Here is a 20,533-nt window from a genome sequence, read left to right as displayed (position 1 = left end):
CCGGCCGCAGGCCGGGAACAGGACACGTCACGGGAGCACGGCGCCGGTACGGCGACGGAGCACGGCCCGCTGACCGGCCTGCGCGTGCTCGACCTCGCGACCCTCTTCGCGGGACCGCTGGCCGCCACCATGCTCGGGGACTTCGGCGCCGAGGTGATCAAGGTCGAGCACCCGGCCAAGCCCGACCCCTCCCGGGGCCACGGCCCGTCCAAGGACGGTGTCGGCCTGTGGTGGAAGCTCCTCGGCCGCAACAAGCGCACCATCACACTCGACCTGTCGAGCCCCGGCGGCCGCGACACCCTGCTCCGCCTCGCCGCGACGGCCGACGTCGTCGTCGAGAACTTCCGCCCCGGCACCCTGGAGAAGTGGGGCCTCGGCTGGGAGAAGCTGTCGGCCGCCAACCCGCGGCTGGTGCTCGCCAGGGTCACCGGCTTCGGCCAGTTCGGCCCGTACGCGCACCGCCCCGGGTTCGGCACGCTGGCCGAGGCGATGAGCGGGTTCGCGGCGATCACCGGCGAACCGGGCGCCCCGCCGACCCTGCCGCCCTTCGGCCTGGCCGACTCGATCGCCGGCCTGGCGACGGCGTACGCGGTGATGACGGCGCTGACGGCCCGGGACCGCACGGGCGAGGGCCAGGTGGTCGACATGGCGATCATCGAACCGATCCTCACCGTCGTCGGCCCGCAGCCCCTCTGGTACGACCAGCTCGGCCACGTCCAGCCCCGTACCGGCAACCGCTCCGCCAACAACGCGCCCCGCAACACCTACCGCACGGCCGACGGCGTGTGGGTCGCGGTGTCCACGTCGGCGCAGTCGGTCGCGGAACGGCTGATGCGGCTGGTCGGACGCCCGGAGCTGATCGACGAGCCGTGGTTCGCGTCGGGCGCGGAGCGGGCCCGCAACGCGGACGTGCTGGACGAGGCCGTCGGCACGTGGATCGCCCGCCACACCCGCGAGGAGGTGCTGAGCGCCTTCGAGAAGGCGGAGGCGGCGGTGGCGCCGGTCCAGGACGTACGGGACGTCATGGCGGACCCGCAGTACGCGGCCCTGGACAGCATCACCACTATCGACGACCCCGAACTGGGCCCGCTGCGCATGCAGAACGTCCTCTTCCGGCTCTCCGCCACGCCCGGCGCGATCCGCTGGGCGGGCCGGCCGCACGGCGCGGACACGGCGGCGGTGCTGACCGAACTCGGCCTGACGGAGCCCGAACTCGACCGCCTGCGGTCGGAGGGCGCCCTGTGACCGCGGAACCGGTCCTGACCTGGCTGTATGTCCCCGGCGACCGGCCCGACGTGGTGGTCAAGGCGCTCGCGTGCGGCGCGGACGCCGTGATCGTCGACCTGGAGGACGCGGTCGCCCCCGCCCGCAAGGAGTACGCCCGCGCGGCCACCGCGGAGCTGCTCTCCGACGTGGCCCCGGTCGCCGTCCACGTCCGGGTGAACGCCCTGGACGGCCCCCTGGCCGAGGCCGACCTGAAGACGCTCGCCCCGCTGCCCGGCCTGTCCGGTCTCCGGCTGCCGAAGGTGACCTCGCCCTGGGACGTCGTGCGCGTGGCGGAGGGCGCCTTCCGCGCCGAGGGCAGCGACCTCGGGCTGTACGCCCTGCTGGAGACGGCCCTCGGGGTGGAGCAGGCGTTCGCCGTCGCGTCCGCGCACCACGCCCTGCGCGGCATCGCGCTCGGCGAGGCCGACCTGCGGGCCGATCTCGGCGTACGGGAGGGCGCGGGCCTGGACTGGGCGCGCGCCCGGGTGGTCGTCGCCGCCCGGGCGGCGGGTCTGCCGCCGCCCAGCCAGTCGGTCTACCCGGACATCAGGGACCTGGACGGGCTCGCCGTGTCGTGTGCGCACGGCCGTGCCCTGGGCTTCCTCGGGCGGGCTGCCATCCATCCCCGGCAGCTCCCCGTCATCGAGCGGGCGTACCTCCCGACCCCGGAGGAGATCGAGTCCGCCGAGGCGGTGGTCGAGGCCGCCGCCGTCCACCCGGGCGCTCTGGCGCTGCCCGACGGCCGGTTCGTCGACGCGGCGGTGGTGGCGGGCGCCCACCGCACCCTGGCGCTGGCCCGCCGCGGCTGACGGCGTGTGTGTCCGCGGCCCGCACACGCGAAGGGCGCCGGATCCGTGATCCGGCGCCCTTCGACCCGTCGTGGCGGGTCCGGTCAGTTCTTCTTGGCCGACCCGGCCCCGTCCCTCTCGGACGCGTCGGCCCCGGCGGCGTCCGCGGGGCCTTCGGCCCCGGGCTTCTTGCCCAGCTCGACGGCGTCACCGTCCGGCGTGGCCCCGCTCTTCCCGTCGGTCCTGACGTCGGACGCGGCCGTCGTGGCGCCCGTCCCGCCGTCGGTCTTGGCGTCCGTCAGGGCGTCCGGCTTGACGTCGGTCCCGGCGTCCGGCTTGCCGTCGGACGCGGTCTTCTCGCCGTCGGTGTCCCGGGCGTCCTCCGCCGAGGGGTCCGTGCCCGTGTCCGGCTCGACGACCTCCTCGCGTCCGGGCCGCATCCGCGCGGACAGGACCAGGTAGACCACGGCGAGGACGAAGACCGCCATCGCGGTCCAGTCGTTCAGGCGCAGGCCGAGGAAGTGGTGGGCGTCGTCGACGCGCATGTACTCGATCCAGCCCCGGCCCACGCAGTACGCGGCGACGTACAGCGCGAACGCCCGGCCGTGCCCGAGCCTGAAGCGGCGGTCGGCCCAGATGACGAGGAAACCGACGCCGACGCACCACAGCGACTCGTAAAGGAACGTCGGGTGGTAGTAGCCCGGCACCCGCCCGCCCGTCGAGGACGTGATGTGCAGCGCCCAGGGAACCGACGTCTCCCGGCCGTACAGCTCCTGGTTGAACCAGTTGCCCCAGCGCCCGATGGCCTGGGCGAAGACGATGCCGGGCGCGAGGGCGTCGGCCCACGCCGGCAGCGGGATGCCGCGGCGGCGGCAGCCGATCCACGCACCCACCGCGCCGAGGGCGATCGCGCCCCAGATGCCGAGGCCGCCCTCCCAGATCTTGAAGGCGTCCACCCAGTCACGGCCCTCGCTGAAGTACAGCTCGTAGTCCGTGATCACGTGGTAGAGCCGTCCGCCGACGAGGCCGAACGGGACGGCCCAGACCGCGATGTCGGCCACCGTGCCGGGACGCCCGCCGCGGGCGATCCAGCGCTTGTTGCCGAGCCAGACGGCCACGAAGACGCCGATGATGATGCAGAACGCGTAGGCGCGCAGCGGAATGGGGCCGAGGGGCAGCACCCCGCGCGACGGGCTGGGAATGTAGGCAAGTTCCATGGCAGGGTCGACGCTACCGTGCCGGGCCGGGCCGACGGCGGGCAGCCCGGCTACGGGTCCATAACGGGGAGCGCCTCCGGGCCCGCGGGAGACCCGGGCCGGGCACCCCCGCGGGGCTTCGGCGGAGGGGCTCAGCCCCTGTTCTCCGCCTGCACCAGCTGCTTCAGCTTCGCCGGGGTCATCGCCCGGTCCGCGTAGATGTTCTTGCCGCCGAACAGCACGGTCGGCGTGCCGCCGAAGTGGCCCGCCTGGAATGCCTGGTTCGACTTCAGCACCCAGGTGTCGTGCGTGCCGTCGTCGACGCACTTGCGGAACGCCGGGGTGTCCAGCCCCTCCACCTTGCCCGCCAGCTCGAGGAGCCTGTCCGGCTTCGCGAAGGCGTCGTCGGTCTCCTGGGGCTGGCTGTCGTACAGGACGTCGTGGTACGCGGTGAACTTGCCGGCGTCCTGGGCGCAGGCCGCGGCGTTGGCCGCCCGGCGGGAGCCGCTGCCGCCCATGTTCCCGTCGATGAGCGTGGCGAGGTGGTAGTCGACCTTCAGCTGCCCGGCGTCCACCAGCTCGTGGATGGTCGGGCGGTACGCCGTCTCGAAGGACTTGCAGGCCGGGCAGCGGAAGTCCTCGTAGACCGTGAGGGTGGATCTGGCGTCGTCCTTGCCCACGGGGATCGCGAGACCGTCCTTGCCCCGCGCCCCCGAGGGCGACACGACGGGGCCCGCGGCGTCGCTCTTGTCGTCCTTGCCCGCGTTGGCGGCGACGACGCCCACCACCGCGGCGAGACCGAGGACGCAGACCACCGACGCCCCCACGATCAGCGCCCGCCGGCGCTTCTCCCCGGCCTTCTGCTTCTCTCGCTCGACCGCCAGCCGCTCGCGGGCGGTGCGCTTTCCGTCACGGTTCTTCTCGCTCACATCCGGCAGAACGAACCGGGGAGGCGCAGCGCGCCTCCCCGGCCCCAGGTCCACCCGTTCGAGTGAGCGGATCTCCGGTGTGCGTCACGCCGTGCCGCGCACGCCCTTCGCCAGGTCGCTCGCGAGGGCGCGTACGGCGTCCAGTCCGGCCGCCTCGTCCGGCGCGTCCAGCATCCGCTTCACGAAGGCCGAGCCGACGATCACGCCGTCGGCGAAGCCGGCCACCTCGGCGGCCTGCGTGGCGTTGGAGACGCCGAGGCCGACGCAGACGGGCAGGTCCGTGGTGGCCTTGGTGCGGTGCACCAGGTCCTGCGCCTCGGCGCCCACCGACTCGCGGGTGCCGGTGACGCCCATCAGCGAGGCGGCATAGACGAAGCCGGAGCCCGCCGCGGTGATCTCGCCGAGCCGGGCGTCCTTGCTGCTGGGGGCGACGACGAAGACGGTCGCGAGACCGTGCTTGTCGGCGTGCTCCCTCCACAGCGCCGACTCCTGCACCGGCAGGTCGGGCAGGATGCACCCGGCCCCGCCCGCCGCGGCGAGTTCGGCGGTGAAGCGCTCGACGCCGTAGCGGTCGATGGGGTTCCAGTACGTCATCACGAGCACCGGCTTCCCGGTGGCCGCGTGCGCCTCGCGGACCGTGCGCATCACGTCCGCGATCCGGACGCCGCCGCGCAGGGCGATGTCGTCGGCGGTCTGGATGACGGGCCCGTCGAGGACGGGGTCGCTGTGCGGCAGCCCCACCTCGACGACGTCGGCGCCGCCGTCGAAGGCGGCCTTGATCGCCGCGATCCCGCCGTCCACGGTCGGGAAGCCGGCCGGGAGGTACGCGATCAGGGCGGCCCTGCCCTCGGCCCTGGCGCCGGCGAGCGTGTCGCCCAACAGCTGGATGTTGCCGCTCACTTGGCGTCCCCCTCGATCTCGGCGCCGTCGCCGGCCTCGTCCGCCTCGACGACGGCGTCGGTGTCGTACAGCCCGAAGTAGCGGGCGGCGGTGTCCATGTCCTTGTCGCCGCGCCCCGACAGGTTGACCACGATCAGCCCGTCCTTGCCCAGTTCCCTGCCGACCTCCAGGGCGCCGGCCAGCGCGTGCGCGCTCTCGATGGCCGGGATGATGCCCTCGGTGCGGGAGAGCAGGCGCAGTGCCTGCATGGCCGCGTCGTCGGTGACGGCGCGGTACTCGCCGCGTCCGCTGTCCTTGAGGTAGGAGTGCTCGGGGCCGATGCCGGGGTAGTCGAGGCCGGCCGAGATCGAGTACGGCTCGGTGATCTGCCCCTCCTCGTCCTGGAGGACGTAGGACCGCGAGCCGTGCAGGATGCCCGGCTCGCCGGCGGTCAGCGTCGCCGCGTGCTCGCCGGTCTCGATGCCGTGCCCGGCGGGCTCGCAGCCGATGAGGCGGACGCCGGTGTCGGGGATGAAGGCGTGGAAGAGGCCGATGGCGTTGGAGCCGCCGCCGACGCAGGCGACGGCGGCGTCGGGGAGCCGTCCCGCGCGCTCCAGGATCTGCCGGCGCGCCTCGACGCCGATCACCCGGTGGAAGTCCCGCACCATGGCCGGGAAGGGATGCGGGCCCGCCACCGTGCCGAAGAGGTAGTGGGTGCGGTCGACGTTGGCGACCCAGTCGCGGAACGCCTCGTTGATGGCGTCCTTGAGGGTGCGGCTGCCGGACTTCACGGCGATGACCTCGGCGCCGAGCATGCGCATCCGGGCCACGTTCAGGGCCTGCCGCTCGGTGTCGATCTCACCCATGTAGATGGTGCAGTCGAGTCCGAACAGCGCGCAGGCGGTGGCGGTGGCCACGCCGTGCTGTCCGGCCCCGGTCTCGGCGATGACCCGCGTCTTGCCCATGCGCCGGGTGAGCAGCGCCTGGCCGAGCACGTTGTTGATCTTGTGAGACCCGGTGTGGTTCAGGTCCTCGCGCTTGAGGAACACCCGGGCGCCGCCCGCGTGTCCGGCGAAGCGCGGCACCTCGGTGAGGGAGCTCGGGCGTCCGGTGTAGTGGACGAGCAGGTCGTCCAGTTCGCGGGCGAACTCGGGGTCGGCCTTGGCCTTGTCGTACTCGACGGCGACCTCGTCCACGGCGGCGACGAGCGCCTCCGGGATGAACTTGCCGCCGAACGCGCCGAAGTACCCCTCGGCGCTGGGGATCAGACCCTCGGGGTCGGGAATGAAGAACTCGCTGGGCATGCGGATACCTCGCAGGGGCGTCTGCCCCGGTCACGGATCGGACAGGAGTCACGTCGTCGACGCACGCGCGCACCACGCCGCGGGTACCCGGCGGCCCGTCCACATCGCCGCCGACGGGCGGGGCGGTGGTGGAGGGACCGGTCAGACCACCCGGAGGGCGGACCGGGCCGGGGCCGGCGTGAGTGCGCGCACGCGCACGCGCCATCGCATGCCGTTGACCTGCCCGGGCTCGTCCCCGATGACGTAGCGGACCCGGCGGCCGTGCACGCGGCGGGCCGGGGCCCGGCAGCCTCGCGGGCGGCAGCCGCGGGCGAGGCGGGCGTAGGGATCCCGCGCCGTCCGGGCGGCGGGGAGCGGGGCGGCCGACCGCAGGCACCCGGCGGCGCCGGGCAAGCGCAGGCTCACCCGGTGCCGGGGTGCGGTCGGGCCGGCCACGGGAGCGTCAGCCCCGTCCGTGGCGCAGCGCGGGGTGGGCCCCGGCCGCGACGAGGTCGGAGACCGCGGCCCTGGGGTCGCGGCCGGTGACGAGGGACTCGCCGACCAGGACCGCGTCGGCGCCGGCGTTGGCGTACGCGATGAGGTCGTGGGGGCCGCGGACACCGGACTCGGCGATCTTGACGAGGTGGTCCGGGATCTCGGGGGCGACCCGCTCGAAGGTGGTGCGGTCGACCTTCAGCGTCTTCAGGTCGCGCGCGTTGACACCGATCACCTTCGCGCCGGCGTCCACCGCCCGCTCGGCCTCGTCCTCGTCGTGCACCTCGACGAGCGGGGTGAGCCCGATGGACTCGGCGCGCTCGATGAGGGACTCCAGGGCGGCCTGGTCGAGGGCGGCCACGATCAGCAGGACGAGGTCGGCGCCGTAGGCCCGGGCCTCCCACAGCTGGTACGACGTGACGATGAAGTCCTTGCGCAGCACGGGGATGTCGACCTTGGCGCGGACGGCCTCCAGGTCGGCCAGCGAGCCGCCGAAGCGGCGCTGCTCGGTCAGCACGGAGATGACGGCCGCACCGCCCGCCTCGTAGTCCGCGGCGAGGGCGGCCGGGTCGGCGATCGCGGCGAGCGCGCCCTTGGAGGGGCTGGAGCGCTTGACCTCGCAGATGACCTTGACGCCGTCACCGCGCAGGGCGGCCACGCCGTCCTTGGCCGCCGGAGCCTTCGCGGCGCGCTCCTTGAGCTCGTCGAGGCTGACGCGCGCCTGTCGCTCCGCGAGGTCGGCACGGACTCCGTCGATGATCTCGTCGAGCACACTCACGCGAGCGGCCCCCTTCCCTGCGGTGGACGGTTTGAGCGGTCGGGCGGTCGACCCGGGTCCGCCGTCCCTGACGGTTGAGACGGGTCACTGCGATGGTATCCGGAGGAAGGCGCAGGCCTCGCATCCGGTTGACGCCGGTCCCACCACCTGGACGTTCGTCCATTGATCAAGGGTGGAGCCAGTCACCGAACGGCAGGTTCCGGACAATGGTGAAGGCCAGCAGCAACACGCCGACGCCCCACAGGTGGACGGGCCCGAGGTCGATCCGCACCGGCCGGCCGCGCGCCGCGCGGACCACCCAGACGGACCACACCACCGCGAACACCAGGTACCCCGCGACGGCGAGCGCGTTGTCCGTGAGCGCCGCCGCGAAGTCCCCGTGCACGAAGGCGTGGGCGCTGCGCAGGCCGCCGCAGCCGGGGCAGTAGAGCCCGGTGAGGCGCAGCAGCGGGCAGACCGGATAGTGGCCCGGCTCGTTCGGGTCGACGGCTCCGACGTAGGCGAAGGCGCCGACGACGGCGGCGAGCAGACCGGCAGGGACCGCCAGCCGCCGCGCCGCCCCGGTCGGCGGGCCGGTGCCCGCGTCCGGCGGGGTCACCCTGTGGGTTTCGGCGTTCACCCGGAGCATTCTGCCCCGCGCGGCGCCCGGGCGCCCGTTACGCACGGTGCCGTCGCGCACGGCGAAGCGGCCCCCGGCAGACTCCGGGGGCTGCTTGGTGACGTGCGAGGTCGGGCGGGAGCCCTCAGCCCTCCGCGCCCGCGACCTGGGGCGCCGAGTGCGGCTTCTGGACGTGCGCCTCCTTCGGCTGGCCCATCCCCATCGCGCGCATGATGCCGCCGACGACACCACCGAGGACGACGATGACCATGCCGGCCCAGAAGCCCAGCGGGTTGGCCAGCACCATGAACGCGCCGGAGACGCAGAAACCGATGAAGGCGATGATGACACCGGTCCAGGCGGCCGGGGTGTGGCCGTGGCTGCTGCCCGCCATGACTTGCTCCTCGTTGCTGTGTGCGTGTGTGAGTCGGACGCTCGGCGTCCATTGTCCCGTACTCGCGGGTCCGCCTTGAGCGCGGGGTGCCCCCTTCCGCGGCGGCCGGGCCGGATCGGGACGGACGTCCCGGGCCGAAGGTCCCGGCGGCCCCGGAGGGCGGGGGTCTCAGGTCCCGGCAGCCCCGGGGGAGGCCGATGTCTCGGGTCCCGGCCGCCCCGGGGAGGGGCGTCTCAGGTCCCAGTCGGGTCCTCGCCGCGGTCCAGGGCCTTCCACAGGTCCTCGGGCCGGTCGGGGTCCACGGGCCTGGTCCTGCGCGGCCGGGGGGTGCCGTCGCGCTCGTAGCGGCCGGACATGGCGGGCCACCGGCGTCCGTAGCGCAGCGCGAGCAGCCCGGCCAGCAGGATGAGCGCGCCGCCGGCCGCGGCCACGTACGGCCAGGCGGTGTGGCCGAGCGCGTGCACGGTCGCGGAGGTGTCGCCGGACGCCTGGGCGGCCTTGTCGTCGAGTGCGGAGCTGTCCTCGGCGCCGAGCAGGGCCGCCGCGGCGACGCCGGCGCCCGAGAGGGCGAGCAGCGCGGAGACGAGGAGCCGCCCGGAGCGGCGTACGGCGAAGACGGCGACGAGCGCGGCGAGGCTGACCACGGCGAGCGCGGCGGGCACGCCCGTGACGTCGCTGCCCTTCGCGGACAGCGGGAACTCGCCGCCGGCCACCGGCGTGGTGCCCTCCGACCAGCCCTGCCGGGTGGCGAGCAGCGTCACGGCGGCGCCGAGCGCGCCGCAGAACAGCGCCACGGCCAGGCTGCGGCGGCCGGACCCGTCGGGTCCCGCGGCGGCTTCGGATCGGGGGTGAGGCACAGCAGTCACGTACTCCACTATCGCCTGAACCCCGGGCGAACCGTCACCCGGGGTTCACGTGAGAAGCGTCCTACTTCCCGAGCCGGTTCGCCGTGTGCACGGCGCGGAGCACCGCTGCGGCCTTGTTGCGGCACTCGGTGTCCTCCGCGACCGGGTCGGAGTCGGCCACCACGCCGGCACCGGCCTGCACGTAGGCCGTGCCGTCCCGCAGCAGCGCCGTACGGATGGCGATGGCGGTGTCCGAGTCGCCGGCGAAGTCGAGGTAGCCGACGCAGCCGCCGTACAGGCCGCGCCGGGAGGGCTCCAGTTCGTCGATGATCTGCATGGCGCGCGGCTTGGGCGCTCCGGACAGGGTGCCCGCCGGGAAGCAGGCGGTCAGCACGTCGAAGGCCGTACGTCCCCGGGCGACCCGGCCGGTCACCGTCGAGACGATGTGCATGACGTGGGAGTACCGCTCGATGGACATGAAGTCGACGACCTCGACCGAACCGGGCTCGCAGACCCGCCCCAGGTCGTTCCGCCCGAGGTCGACGAGCATGAGGTGCTCGGCGCGTTCCTTGGGGTCGGCGATCAGCTCGTCGGCGAGTGCCTGGTCCTCCTGGACGGTGGCGCCGCGCGGCCGGGTGCCCGCGATGGGGTGGACCATCGCCTGCCCGTCCTCGACCTTGACCAGCGCCTCGGGGGACGAGCCCACGACGTCGAAGCCCTCGAAGCGGAAGAGGTACATGTACGGCGAGGGGTTGGTCGCCCGCAGGACCCGGTAGACGTCCAGGGCACTGGCCGTGCAGGGGGTCTCGAAGCGCTGGGAGGGCACGACCTGGAAGGCCTCGCCGGCGCGGATGCGCTCCTTGATGTCCTCGACGGCGTCCTGGTACTGCGGGCCGCCCCACAGCGCCGTGTACTCGGGAAGCTCGGACGGCGGGAGCGCGGCCGGGGGCTGAGAGACCGCGCGCGACAGGTCCGCCTCCATCGCGTCGAGGCGGGCGACGGCGTCCGCGTACGCCTCGTCGACACCCGTGTCGAGGTCGTTGTGGTTGATGGCGTTGGCGATCAGCTGGACCGTGCCGTCCCAGTGGTCGAGGACGGCGAGGTCGCTGGTGAGCAGCATGGTCAGCTCGGGGAGCTTCAGGTCGTCCCGTTCGCCGGGGCCGATCTTCTCCAGGCGGCGCACGACGTCGTAGCCGAGGTAGCCGACCATGCCGCCGGTGAAGGGCGGCAGGCCGTCCGCGCGCGGTGTGTGCAGCGCCTCGACCGTGGCGCGCAGCGCGGCCAGCGGGTCGCCGTCCACGGGCACGCCGACGGGGGGCGTGCCGAGCCAGTGGGCCCGGCCGTCGCGCTCGGTCAGCGTCGCGTGGCTGCGGACGCCGACGAAGGAATAGCGAGACCAGGACCGGCCGTTCTCGGCCGATTCCAGCAGGAAGGTGCCGGGGCGCTCGGCGGCCAGCTTGCGGTACAGGGCGACGGGGGTGTCGCCGTCCGCGAGGAGCTTGCGGCCGACGGGGATCACCCTGCGGTCGGTGGCCAGCTTGCGGAACGTCTCGAGGTCCATGACGGCTGACCCTACTGACCGGCGGACGGTGTGCCGGACCCGGCGTCCGTGAGCAGGACGTCGGCTTCGAAGCAGGTCGGGGCGCCGGTGTGGCAGGCGGCGCCGGTCTGGTCGACCTTGACGAGGACGGTGTCGGCGTCGCAGTCGAGCGCCACGGACTTCACGTGCTGGACGTGCCCCGAGGTGTCGCCCTTGACCCAGTACTCCTGGCGGCTGCGGGACCAGTAGGTGCAGCGGCCCGTGGTGAGGGTGCGGTGCAGGGCCTCGTCATCCATCCAGCCCAGCATCAGCACCTCCCCGGTGTCGTACTGCTGGGCGATCGCGGGGACGAGCCCGTCGGCGCCGCGCTTGAGACGCGCGGCGATGCCGGGGTCGAGGCTGCTGGGCGGGGGCGTACTGGTCATGGCGACCATTGTGCCGCGCCCGCCGGACGCGCCCGGCGGGCGTCCACTGGGCGGACCGGGTGGCGTTCCCGCCGGATGTCCACTGGGCGGAGTGGCGCGGCGGTCGTAGGCTGGCGTCATGTCGACCCATGCGAAGCGTGAACGACTTCTCCTCGCCGATCTGTTGGAGGCCGAGGGGCCGGACGCCCCCACCCTGTGCGACGGCTGGACCACCCGTGACCTCGCCGCGCACGTCGTGGTGCGCGAGCGCCGCGCGGACGCCGCGGGCGGAATCCTGATCAAGCAGCTCGCGCCCCGGCTGGAACGGGTGCAGGCGGAGTTCGCCGAGAAGCCGTACGAGGAGCTGATCCAGCTCATCCGTACGGGGCCGCCGCGATTCTCGCCCTTCTCCCTGAAGCAGGTCGACGAGGCGTCGAACACGATCGAGTTCTACGTCCACACCGAGGACGTGCGCCGGGCCCGGCCCGCCTGGACGCCCCGGCCGCTGGACCCCGTCTTCCAGGACACCCTCTGGTCGCGGCTGGAGCGCACGGCCCGGCTGGTGGGCCGCGGCACGCCGACCGGTCTGGTGCTGCGCCGCCCGGACGGCCAGACGGCGGTCGCCCGCAGGGGCACCCCGGTGGTGACGGTGACCGGCGAGCCCTCGGAGCTGCTGCTCTTCGCCTACGGACGCCAGAGTGTGGCCGCCGTGGAGCTGGAGGGCGACAAGGAGGCGATCGCGAAGCTGCGGGAGGCGAAGCCGCTGGGCCTCTGACCTTCCGGTCCGAACCCGCTGGATATCTGACCTCCCGGTCCGCGCGCCGCGACTGCCGCGCGGGCCTCGGGGTGCCCGGACGGCGGCCGGGCGGCGCCCGGACGGCATCCGGAGCCGGAGGCCGCGGACGGTCGCCTTCACCGGGCGTCCGCCCGGGACGGCTCCGGATCCCCTCCGGGGTCCGTCCGCGCTACTTCGGCAGTTCGGCGCGGCGCAGGGGGCCCGAGCAGAGGGCGACGACGCCGCCGAGACCGCAGACCGCGGCGCTGACGACGAAGACGGGGCCGGTGCCCCACACGCCGATGGCGGTGGCGGAGACCGGCATGCTGAGCGGGGCGAAGCCGAGGCTGACGATCCCCGCCACCGCGCTGACCCGGCCGAGATAGGCGGGGTCGGTCTCGGTCTGCAGCAGCGCCCCGCACAGGACGCCGCTCAGGCCGGCGAGCAGTCCGACGAGCAGGGCGACTCCCGTCGCGACGGCCACGCCGGGGACGTGGGCGAGGGAACCCATCGCCACGCACCCGAGGAGGAGCGCGACGGCCATGACGCGCCCGGCGCAGGGCAGCCGTCCCCGCGCGGTCAGCAGCAGGGAGACGAGCCCCGCCCCGGTGCCGAACCCGGCGAGCACCCAGCCCATGCCGGCGGCTCCCCAGCCGCGCTGGTCCGCGAGCAGGGCCAGCCCCACGTTGAGCGGACCGACGAAGCCGAGGTCGCCGAGGGCTATGGAGACGATCAGCGGGGCGAGCACCGGGTGCCGCCGGATGTAACGCAGACCGTCACGGAGCTCCCGCCACGCGTTCGGAGACGACGGCCGGTCGCCGTCGACCACCCCGTCCCCGGCGGCCACGGCGCCCCCGACGGGCGGCTCGCATCCGGCGGGCGGTCCGGCCGCAGCGGACGCGGCGCCCTCGACGGGCGGCTCGGACTCGGCGGGTATGGCAGCCCCGGCGAGCGGTTCGCATCCGGCGAGCGGTTCGGCCCCGGCGGCTACGACGCCCCCGGCGGTCGGCTCGAACCCGGCGGGTACAGCAGCCCCGGCAGGCGGCACGGACCCGGCGAGCGGTCCGGCCCCGGCGGCCACGGCGCCCCCGACGGGCGGCTCGAACCCGGCGGGTAGAGCGGCCCCGGCAGGCGGCTCGGACCCGGCGAGCGGTCCGGCCCCTGCGGGCACGGCAGACGCGTCGGTCCTCCCGATTCCGGCGGCCACGGCAGACGCGTCAACCCGTCCGGCCCCGTCCACCGGCTCGGCTTCGGCGCTCCACTCCGGCCCCGCGGGTACGGCCACCCCGGCGGCCGGTCCAGGTTCGGCGGGTGCGGCAGCCCTGCCGACCGGCTCGGCTTCCGCACTCGACTCCTGCCCCGCGGGTACGGCCACCCCGGCGGCGGCCGGTCCAGGTCCGGCGGACACGGCAGGGCCGTCAGCCGGTCCGCCTCCGTCGACCGGCCCCGTTCCGGCGGCTGTGGCAGGGCCGTCGGCCGGGTGCGGGGGCAGGTCTGTCATCCGTACGGAGACCAGCAGTGGCACGGACACGGCGATCAGCAGGCCCGCCAGGCCGAAGGCGGCCGCCGCGCCGCCCGCGGCCACGCCGAGGCCGCCGAGCGGGGCGCCCACCACGTTGGCGAAGCGGATCGCGAGACCGCGCATGCCCTGGACGCGGGCGAGCTGCCCGCGTCCGGTGATGCGGGCGGGAAGCGCGCCGACGGCCGGCATGAAGACGGCGTCGACGGTGCCGAAGACCAGGGCGAGCAGGGCCAGCGGCCACAGACCGGGCTCGGCCGCGAACAGCAGCGCGGCGACCGCGAGGACGGCCGCGCAGCGCACGGCGTCACTGCCGATGACGACCTTGCGGGGTCCGAAGCGGTCCGCGACCACTCCCCCGCCCAGCATGAGCAGGGCCCGGGGCACGGCGCTCGCGGCCGTCACGAGTCCGGCCTGCGCGGGCGTCCCGGCCTGGACGGCCGCCCAGGACAGGGCGAGGTAGTAGATGTTGTCGCCGAGCATCGACGCGGTGTACGCGCCGAGCCAGCGCAGGACGTTGCCGTCCCGGTGGGCGGGCCGTTCGGCGGCGACGGCGGGCTCGACGGCGTACGCGGTGCCGGCGGTCACGGGCGGCGTCCTCTCGGGCACGGAACGGGCGGCCGGACACGGGCGGCGCCACGCTCCCGCGCCCCTCGGTGTCGCCGGACGCCCGGGCTGCACGGCACCGCCGCCTCGGCGGCACGGCACCGTTCCTCGGACGTCACGAGCACGGCGAGCGGCTCGCCGGTCGGCGCGGACAGCCTATCGGCCGTCCTCCGGCTCAGGGCCGCGGAGTCGCCGCCCTGGACCGGGGCCCCTCCGGCGCGCCTTCGGACCGGCCGGTCCGGCCGGGATCCAGCAGGGTGCGGGCGGCCAGCGCGAGTGAGAGCTCCACCACGTCCGTGGGGCGGGTCAGGGAGCGGCCCGTCAGCTGCTCGCAGCGGCGCAGCCGGTTCAGGACGGTGTTGCGGTGGCAGTAGAGCCGGGCGGCGGACCGCTGGGCCGAACCGTCGCAGGCCAGCCAGGCGGTGAGGGTGTCCAGCAGGATGTCCCGGTCGGAGGGGTCCAGGCGCAGCAGGGGGCCGAGGACCCGCTCGGCGAGCGCCGCACCGAGGGCGGGCGCGGAGACGACGAGGGCGGCGGGCAGGTTCTCCTCCAGTACGACGGTGCCCCCGGCCCGCGGACAGGCGCGCAGCGCCGTGTCGGCGAGCCGCCGGGCGTCCCCGACCGCGGCGAGGCCGTCGACGACCGGGCTCACCCCGATCCGGGTGCCGGGCGGGGCGCTCAGCCGGCGGGCGATGTCACCGGCGTCCTCGGCGAGCCCGTGGGCGCGCGGACGCTCCTGCGCCCCGCCTCCCTCCCCGGTGCCGTCGTGCACGCGCCCGTCGTGGCCGTCGTCGGCCCGGTCGTGCTGGCCGTCTCCGCGCGGACGGGCGTCGTCGCCGGGCAGGTGCTCTCCGTCGCCGGGCAGCTGGCCGCGCGGAAGGCGCGTGTCGCCGTACGGGCGGGCGTCCTGCCCGCGCCCGTCACCGCGGAGCGGCCCGGTGTCGCCGTGCGGGCGCCCGCCCAGCAGGACGATGCCGTAGTCGCCGCCCGCCTCCCGGTGCCACTGCACCCGCAGGCCCGGGAGATCCACCGGGACGCGGCCGTTCACCAGCGCCGGGCCGGCGGCGCTCTGCGCCAGGACGACGGCGTACCGTCCTTGCTCGGGCAGGCCGAGCCCGGCGGCCGTCGCCGGGAGGTCGGCGATGCGGGCGGTGCCGTCCAGCAGCGCGGCGGTCATCAGCCGCAGCCGGTTCTCCCGGCGCCAGGTCAGTTCGCGCTCCGTCTGGCGGTAGGCGTCGGCGACGATCGCGCAGTGCTCGTCGACGAAGTTCCACACGTCGGCGGCCACGTGCACGAGGAGGCGGACGTCCGTGGGATGGCGGCGGCTCGTCTCGTCGACCAGCCCCTGCCAGACCATGCCGCCGCCGAGGCGGAAGGCGCGCAGCAGGGCGTCCAGCGGGAGGCCGCGTTCGGCGCGGGTCCTGCCGATCCCCCAGGAGCAGCGGCGCGCCGCCTCGCGCAGTTCGCCGGGCCGCAGCAGGGAGCCCACGTTGAGCCGGAGCGAGCGCTGCACCTCCTCGCGGACGCTGTCGACGTCCGCGTGGATGGCGGCCCGGTACGCGGGTTCCCGCTCCCGCAGGACGGCCATCAGGGCCTCGGTGAGCTCGGGCAGTCCCGCCAGCAGGACCCGGGCGGCCCGGTGCAGCACGGAGAGCGCCTCCGCGTCGACGGCCGAGCGGGCGGCGGGTACGAGTGGCCGCGGACCGGACACGGTACGGACGTGGTCCTGTACGAGGTGCTGCATTCGCTGTCCTCCACCGGAATCGGCTCGGACCGGCTCGGCACGGTGCGCCGCCGCACGGCACGCCGGTCCCGCCGGACCTTTCCTGAGCCCGCAGGATGGCATACCGCCCGGTCGGTACCTAGGGGTGTGCGGCGGTCTTCTCCGCCCGGTCCACCAATCGGGACAGCTCGACGCGGGAACGGACCCCCAGAGCTGCGAAGACGTTCCGCAGGTGGTAGTCCACTGTGCGCGGACTCACGGACAGCCGCAGCGCCACCTCACGGTTGGTGGCCCCCTCCGCGACACAGCGGGCGATCCGCAGCTGCTGCGGCGTCAGCAGCGCCAGCGGCCCCGGCGGTTCCTGGGCGCCGGCCTCGCCGGTCGCGCGCAGTTCCGCCCGTGCCTGCGTGGCCCAGCCCAGGGCCCCGCCGCGCTCGAAGGAGACCAGCGCGTCGCGGAGCCTGCCGCGGGCCTCGCCCGGCCTGCGCCGCCGCCGCAGCCAGGCTCCGTAGAGGAGCAGGGTGCGACCGCGCTCGAAGTCGCCGTCCGCCCGGTCGTGGCAGGCCAGCGCGGTGGCGAAGAACGGCTCGCACTCCTCGGGACCGGCGAGCAGTGCCTGGCAGCGGGCCAGCTGGGCCGGTGCCTGGGGATCGGCGCCCTGCGCGGCCCAGCCGGCGAACTCGGCCACCGCGGCCCTGGCGGCGCCGGGCTGGCCCGCCCGGGCCGACGCCTCCACGAAGCAGGGGATGGCCAGCATGCGGACGGCGAAGTGGCCGCTCCGCGGGCCGGGGCCCACCAGCGGGCCGAGGCGGGCGGCGGCCTCGGGGACCCGGCCCCGGCCGAGGTCGGCCCGGGCTCTGGCCCACTGGGCCAGGGTGGCCGCCTGGACCAGGCCGTGCGGCGCGGCCACGCGTTCCGCGGCGGTGGCGTGTTCGGCCACGGCGTCGGGGTCGCCCTCGACCGAGGCGGCCAGGGCGAGGATGGCGTGGTGGTGGGCCGCGATGTTGCGCTGCCCGGTGTCGAGGGCGGTGCGCAGTCCGTCCTCGGCGTGGGCGCGGGCCCGGGCGTGGCGGCCGGCGCGCAGTTCGCCGTAGGCGAGGTGTTCCAGGGCCTGCGGCACGAGGATGTACGGCCCGCGGGCCCGGGCGAGGGCCAGGGCACGGGAGTTGATCCGGCAGGCCGCCACGAGGTCGCCGACGACGAGGGCGGCGACCCCGGCGTGCAGCAGGCGGTCCGGGTCGTCGGTCGCCTCGGTGCGCCCGCTCGCCAGGTATCCCCGCAGCCGTTGCCGTCCGGCGTGCAGGCGTCCGTGCATGACCGCGGACATCCCGGCGCGGTACTCGGCGAGGCGCTGGTCGGGGTCGGTGCGGGCCGAGGGGTGGTCCAGCGCTTCCAGGTAGGCCGCCGCGTCGCCCATCGCCCAGGCCGCCTCCATGGCGGCGAGGCGTGCCGCGAGGGAGCGGGGAGGGTCGTGCGGGGCGAGCAGTTCGGCGGCCAGGAGCAGGGTCTCGCGGGCGTCGGCGACGGGCCCGTCGCACAGGGCGAGCCGGCCGCGGACGAGTTCGGCGGCTCCGCGCACGGCGTCGGGCAGGTCCTCGCGGCCGGCCGCGTCGAGCAGTTCCCCGGCCCGGTCCGGGAGTCCGCCGAGCCGGGCGTGGTCCGCCGCGGCCGTCAGCCGGACAGCCCGGGGACCCTCGGCCACGGCGAGTTCCGCGGAACGCGCGTACGCCGCTGCCCGCTCGGGGTGCGTCGGCCGCCGGCGGGGACCGGCGGCGGCGCCCGCGGCGGCGGCCAGTTCGTCACCGAGCCCCGGCGCGGGGCCCTCGGCGGCGGAGGCCCGGTGGTACAGCAGCGGCAGCGCGTACCGGTCACCTTCGCGGGCGCCGTCCGGCTCGTCGCCCTGGTCGGGGCCGTCCGGGCGGGACGGCTCGGGGGCCGCACACAGCTCCGCCTCGAAGGCGTCGGCGAGGAGGCGGTGGGCGGCGCGGCGGCGGGCGCGCGGAGCGGCGGCGTAGACGGTACGGGCCCACCGCGGGTCCACGAGGCACAGGCGGCCCCCGGCCGGCCGGACGACGCCCGCGGCCTCCGCGGCCTCGACGACACCGGCGTCGAGCCCGGCCGCCCCGGCCGCCCGCAGGACGACCCCGGCGTCCACCCCGGCTGCCCCCGGGTCCCGCTCCTGCTCGGCCGCGGCCAGCAGCAGCAACCGCGCCACGGCGGCGGACGGCCCGTCCGTTCCGGGAGCCGCCGGGTCACCGGCCGGCTCCTCGGGACCGGACGCCGCACCGCCGGAGCCCGCCCCGGCACCGTCGGGCACGCCGGGGTCCACACCGGCGTGAACGGAATCGGGGACCCCCGGCCGCACACCGCCCGGCAGCTCCTGGATCGCACCGCCGGACGTCCGACCGCGGGCGACGTCCGGCATGTCACCGGCCGCACCCGCGGGCACACCCTCGGCCGCATCGCGCCGAGCGTCGCCGCCCGCGCCCCCGGTGGATCCGGAATCCTCGGAGGACCCGCCCCGCGGGTCACCGGCCGCGTCGTCCCGCACACCCTCGCCCCGATCGCCCCCGGCGCCGTATGCAGCGGGCCCCGCCCTCCCGGTGTCCCGGTGGTCCCCGGGGGCGCGGGCGGGGGCTCCCGCCGCGTCCCCTCCACGCGGCGGGAGCTGCTCGGTGCCCGGCGCCGGGACGTCGGGCGGTCCGGCCGTGAGGGCGCGGGACAGCGTCGGGGCAGGTCCTGGGGCGGGCCCGGCGCCGGGCGGCGGCACGGGGCCGGGGGCATGCCCCGGCTCCTCCAACGACCCCCGCGCGGGCGGGGGTTCAGCACTCCGGCCGTAAATCCGGAGTGGACTTCGCGCAGTCGTCATTCCGGTCACGACCGTCACGTTACTTCCGCGTAACCGAACGCGGAAGTCCTGCCTTCACTTGTTCCGCTCGCCCGGGCACCCCGCGTGACCAGCCGGAAGGTGCCCGCCGGGACGATGCGCGATGGGCACGGTCCCAGCCGCGGCGCGGCAAGCTTGTGCGGCCGCACAGTGCCCGGCGGGCCCGCACCGCCGGCAGTGTCCCCGAACCGGACGGGCGACAGACGGCCGGACACGCCGATGACGGCCGCGTGTCACACGGCCGTCATCGGTGCACCGGCCGGGGCGCCCCCGCCACGGGAAGGGGCGCCGCCGGGGTCAGGAGGTGTGCGGGCAGTTGCCGCGGTACTCCGCGATGGAGAGGGACGGCCGCGGCAGCGGGCAGAGGAACTGCTCGTAGCGGGTGTCGTTGTCGATGAACCGCTTCAGCCAGGAAATGCTGTACTTCGCGATCGTCGTGTTCGAGCTGTTGGGCGTGAAGTGCGTGGCGCCGTTCAGCTCCAGGTAGGCCTTGTCGAGCGAGCTGGGCAGGCTCGTGTAGAAGGGCTCGGAGTGCGAGGCCACCGGCGCGATCGTGTCGCCGTCGGCACCGAAGATCAGGGTCGGCGTCTTGATCTCCGGCCAGGTCTTGTCGAGGTTCCAGCCGGTCAGCGGGATCGCCGCCTGGAGCGAGGGACGGTCCTTGGCGGCCTCCAGCGTGCCTCCGCCGCCCATGGAGTGGCCCATCACGCCGAGCCGGCTGCTGTCGATGCGCGTGCGGACGGTGCTGCGCGAGGTCAGGTAGTCGAGTGCGGCCAGCAGCTGGTCGCCGCGGCTGGCGGGCTGGTCGAGGGTCGTGTTGGTGTCGATGGTGAACACCACGAAGCCCTGGGAGGCGAGCCGCGGTCCGAGCCAGGCGATGGACGACTGGTAGGCGGTGTAGCCGGGCGAGATGGCGATGGCGCCGAACGTGCCGTCGCTGGTCGAGGTCGGGTAGTAGATGGTGCCGCCGCCGAAGCCGGTGACGGAGAGGGCGGAGACGGAGGTCTCGGAGACGGCGTACGAGCCGCGGGACGCTTCGATGCTCGACTGGGTCGGCGCGGGACCGCGCTCGTAGGGGTTCGCGGCGGCCTCCGTCCCGGCGGCCTGCGCTCCGGTGGCCTGCCCGGCGACGAGCGCGCCGACGGCCAGGAAGGCCGCGAGGCCGGACCGGACGAGGCGGGACTTGAGGCGGCTCGGCCGGGATCCGGCCGGGGCGGTGCCGACGGGGGCGGCGGTGGGGAGTTCGCTGCTCGGCTGCTGCACGACGGTGTGCATCCTCTCGGAAGGGGCGACGGACCCGGCCGCGGGTCGGCGTACCGCAGGGCGTGGGGCGCCGGAAGGAACGCCTCCGGCACGGCGGGATCCGTCTCGGTTGGTTGCAGCGGCAACTGTCCCGGCCCGCCCGCCCCCGCACATCGGCAGAATCACCGGTCTCGCTCAGGACCGGGCCCGGCCACCCCGGCGGAACACCCGTCCGCACGGGCCCCGCTCCCGCCCCCGGCAGGCCGAACGGCCCGGGACGGGGGGGGGGGGGGGGGGCCGGGGGGGGGGGGGGGGGGGAGGGGGGGGGGGGGGGGGGGGGGGGGGGGGGTGCGTCTGGCAAGGGCTTGGGCGGGGGGGGCAGATGA

17 protein-coding genes and 2 pseudogenes are annotated in these 20,533 nt (G+C 75.5%); 3 read left to right on the top strand and 16 right to left on the bottom strand.

Going from position 1 to position 20,533, the window contains the following annotated elements:
* Positions 1–69 precede the first annotated feature (69 nt).
* Together AC069T_RS07110 and AC069T_RS07105 are read left to right on the top strand one after the other, a co-directional pair.
* Positions 70–1,245: a CaiB/BaiF CoA transferase family protein gene (locus tag AC069T_RS07110; protein WP_478781861.1), complete on the top strand. Its 1,176-nt coding sequence runs from the start codon at positions 70–72 to the stop codon at positions 1,243–1,245.
* Positions 1,242–2,075, top strand: a complete 834-nt coding sequence (locus AC069T_RS07105) for an HpcH/HpaI aldolase/citrate lyase family protein (RefSeq protein WP_478781758.1) — start codon at positions 1,242–1,244, stop codon at positions 2,073–2,075. The genes AC069T_RS07110 and AC069T_RS07105 overlap by 4 nt, the downstream gene beginning before the upstream one ends.
* Positions 2,076–2,158: 83 nt before the next feature.
* On the opposite strand, the gene lgt is transcribed toward AC069T_RS07105, so the two are convergent.
* The 11 genes from lgt to hisI all read right to left on the bottom strand — a co-directional run bounded on the left by lgt (position 2,159) and on the right by hisI (position 11,416).
* Complete coding sequence (gene lgt, locus AC069T_RS07100; protein WP_478781757.1) at positions 2,159–3,271, bottom strand: prolipoprotein diacylglyceryl transferase; 1,113 nt, start codon at positions 3,269–3,271, stop codon at positions 2,159–2,161.
* A gap of 131 nt (positions 3,272–3,402) precedes the next feature.
* Positions 3,403–4,179: a DsbA family protein gene (locus AC069T_RS07095; protein ID WP_478781756.1), complete on the bottom strand. Its 777-nt coding sequence runs from the start codon at positions 4,177–4,179 to the stop codon at positions 3,403–3,405.
* An 84-nt stretch (positions 4,180–4,263) separates the two neighbouring features.
* Complete coding sequence (trpA, locus tag AC069T_RS07090; RefSeq protein ID WP_478781755.1) at positions 4,264–5,079, bottom strand: tryptophan synthase subunit alpha; 816 nt, start codon at positions 5,077–5,079, stop codon at positions 4,264–4,266.
* Positions 5,076–6,362 (bottom strand): tryptophan synthase subunit beta, encoded by a 1,287-nt coding sequence (gene trpB / locus AC069T_RS07085; RefSeq protein ID WP_478781754.1) that lies wholly within the window; start codon positions 6,360–6,362, stop codon positions 5,076–5,078. The genes trpA and trpB overlap by 4 nt, the downstream gene beginning before the upstream one ends.
* Positions 6,363–6,503: 141 nt before the next feature.
* Positions 6,504–6,755, bottom strand: coding sequence for a tryptophan biosynthesis modulator TrpM (gene trpM, locus AC069T_RS07080; RefSeq protein ID WP_478781860.1), 252 nt, complete (start codon positions 6,753–6,755; stop codon positions 6,504–6,506).
* A gap of 49 nt (positions 6,756–6,804) precedes the next feature.
* Positions 6,805–7,614: an indole-3-glycerol phosphate synthase TrpC gene (gene trpC, locus AC069T_RS07075; protein ID WP_476754051.1), complete on the bottom strand. Its 810-nt coding sequence runs from the start codon at positions 7,612–7,614 to the stop codon at positions 6,805–6,807.
* A gap of 166 nt (positions 7,615–7,780) precedes the next feature.
* Positions 7,781–8,242, bottom strand: a complete 462-nt coding sequence (locus AC069T_RS07070; RefSeq protein WP_478781753.1) for a DUF2752 domain-containing protein — start codon at positions 8,240–8,242, stop codon at positions 7,781–7,783.
* A gap of 115 nt (positions 8,243–8,357) precedes the next feature.
* On the bottom strand, positions 8,358–8,606 hold the full coding sequence (locus AC069T_RS07065; RefSeq protein ID WP_358852213.1) for an HGxxPAAW family protein: 249 nt from the start codon (positions 8,604–8,606) through the stop codon (positions 8,358–8,360).
* A gap of 233 nt (positions 8,607–8,839) precedes the next feature.
* Complete coding sequence (locus AC069T_RS07060) at positions 8,840–9,481, bottom strand: TIGR02234 family membrane protein (protein WP_478781752.1); 642 nt, start codon at positions 9,479–9,481, stop codon at positions 8,840–8,842.
* A 52-nt stretch (positions 9,482–9,533) separates the two neighbouring features.
* Positions 9,534–11,012 (bottom strand): anthranilate synthase component I, encoded by a 1,479-nt coding sequence (locus AC069T_RS07055; RefSeq protein ID WP_478781751.1) that lies wholly within the window; start codon positions 11,010–11,012, stop codon positions 9,534–9,536.
* 11 nt (positions 11,013–11,023) lie between these two features.
* Positions 11,024–11,416 (bottom strand): phosphoribosyl-AMP cyclohydrolase, encoded by a 393-nt coding sequence (hisI, locus tag AC069T_RS07050; RefSeq protein ID WP_478781750.1) that lies wholly within the window; start codon positions 11,414–11,416, stop codon positions 11,024–11,026.
* Between the two features lie 118 nt (positions 11,417–11,534).
* On the opposite strand from hisI, the gene AC069T_RS07045 reads away from it, so the two are divergent.
* On the top strand, positions 11,535–12,170 hold the full coding sequence (locus AC069T_RS07045) for a TIGR03085 family metal-binding protein (RefSeq protein WP_478781749.1): 636 nt from the start codon (positions 11,535–11,537) through the stop codon (positions 12,168–12,170).
* Between the two features lie 190 nt (positions 12,171–12,360).
* Here the strand turns inward: AC069T_RS07045 and AC069T_RS07040 are convergent.
* From AC069T_RS07040 to bdeA, 5 genes and pseudogenes are all read right to left on the bottom strand, one after another.
* Positions 12,361–12,966 (bottom strand): annotated as a pseudogene (locus AC069T_RS07040) (MFS transporter); the annotation flags it as partial.
* Positions 12,967–13,626: 660 nt separating this feature from the next.
* Positions 13,627–14,277 (bottom strand): annotated as a pseudogene (locus AC069T_RS07035) (MFS transporter); the annotation flags it as partial.
* Between the two features lie 193 nt (positions 14,278–14,470).
* The gene (locus tag AC069T_RS07030) at positions 14,471–16,039 is read right to left on the bottom strand and encodes an RsbRD N-terminal domain-containing protein (protein WP_478781748.1); all 1,569 of its coding nucleotides are present in this window, start codon (positions 16,037–16,039) and stop codon (positions 14,471–14,473) included.
* Positions 16,040–16,157: 118 nt separating this feature from the next.
* Positions 16,158–18,443, bottom strand: coding sequence for a helix-turn-helix transcriptional regulator (locus AC069T_RS07025; RefSeq protein ID WP_478781747.1), 2,286 nt, complete (start codon positions 18,441–18,443; stop codon positions 16,158–16,160).
* Between the two features lie 759 nt (positions 18,444–19,202).
* A complete protein-coding gene (gene bdeA, locus AC069T_RS07020; protein ID WP_478781746.1) occupies positions 19,203–20,180 on the bottom strand; it encodes a bis(hydroxyethyl) terephthalate hydrolase in 978 nt (325 codons plus the stop codon).
* Positions 20,181–20,533: the final 353 nt, after the last annotated feature.

It is taken from the genome of Streptomyces sp. NPDC043867, assembly GCF_056435845.1.
Note: the sequence above shows the minus strand (reverse complement) of the source record. Positions and strands in the feature narration are given on the sequence as shown.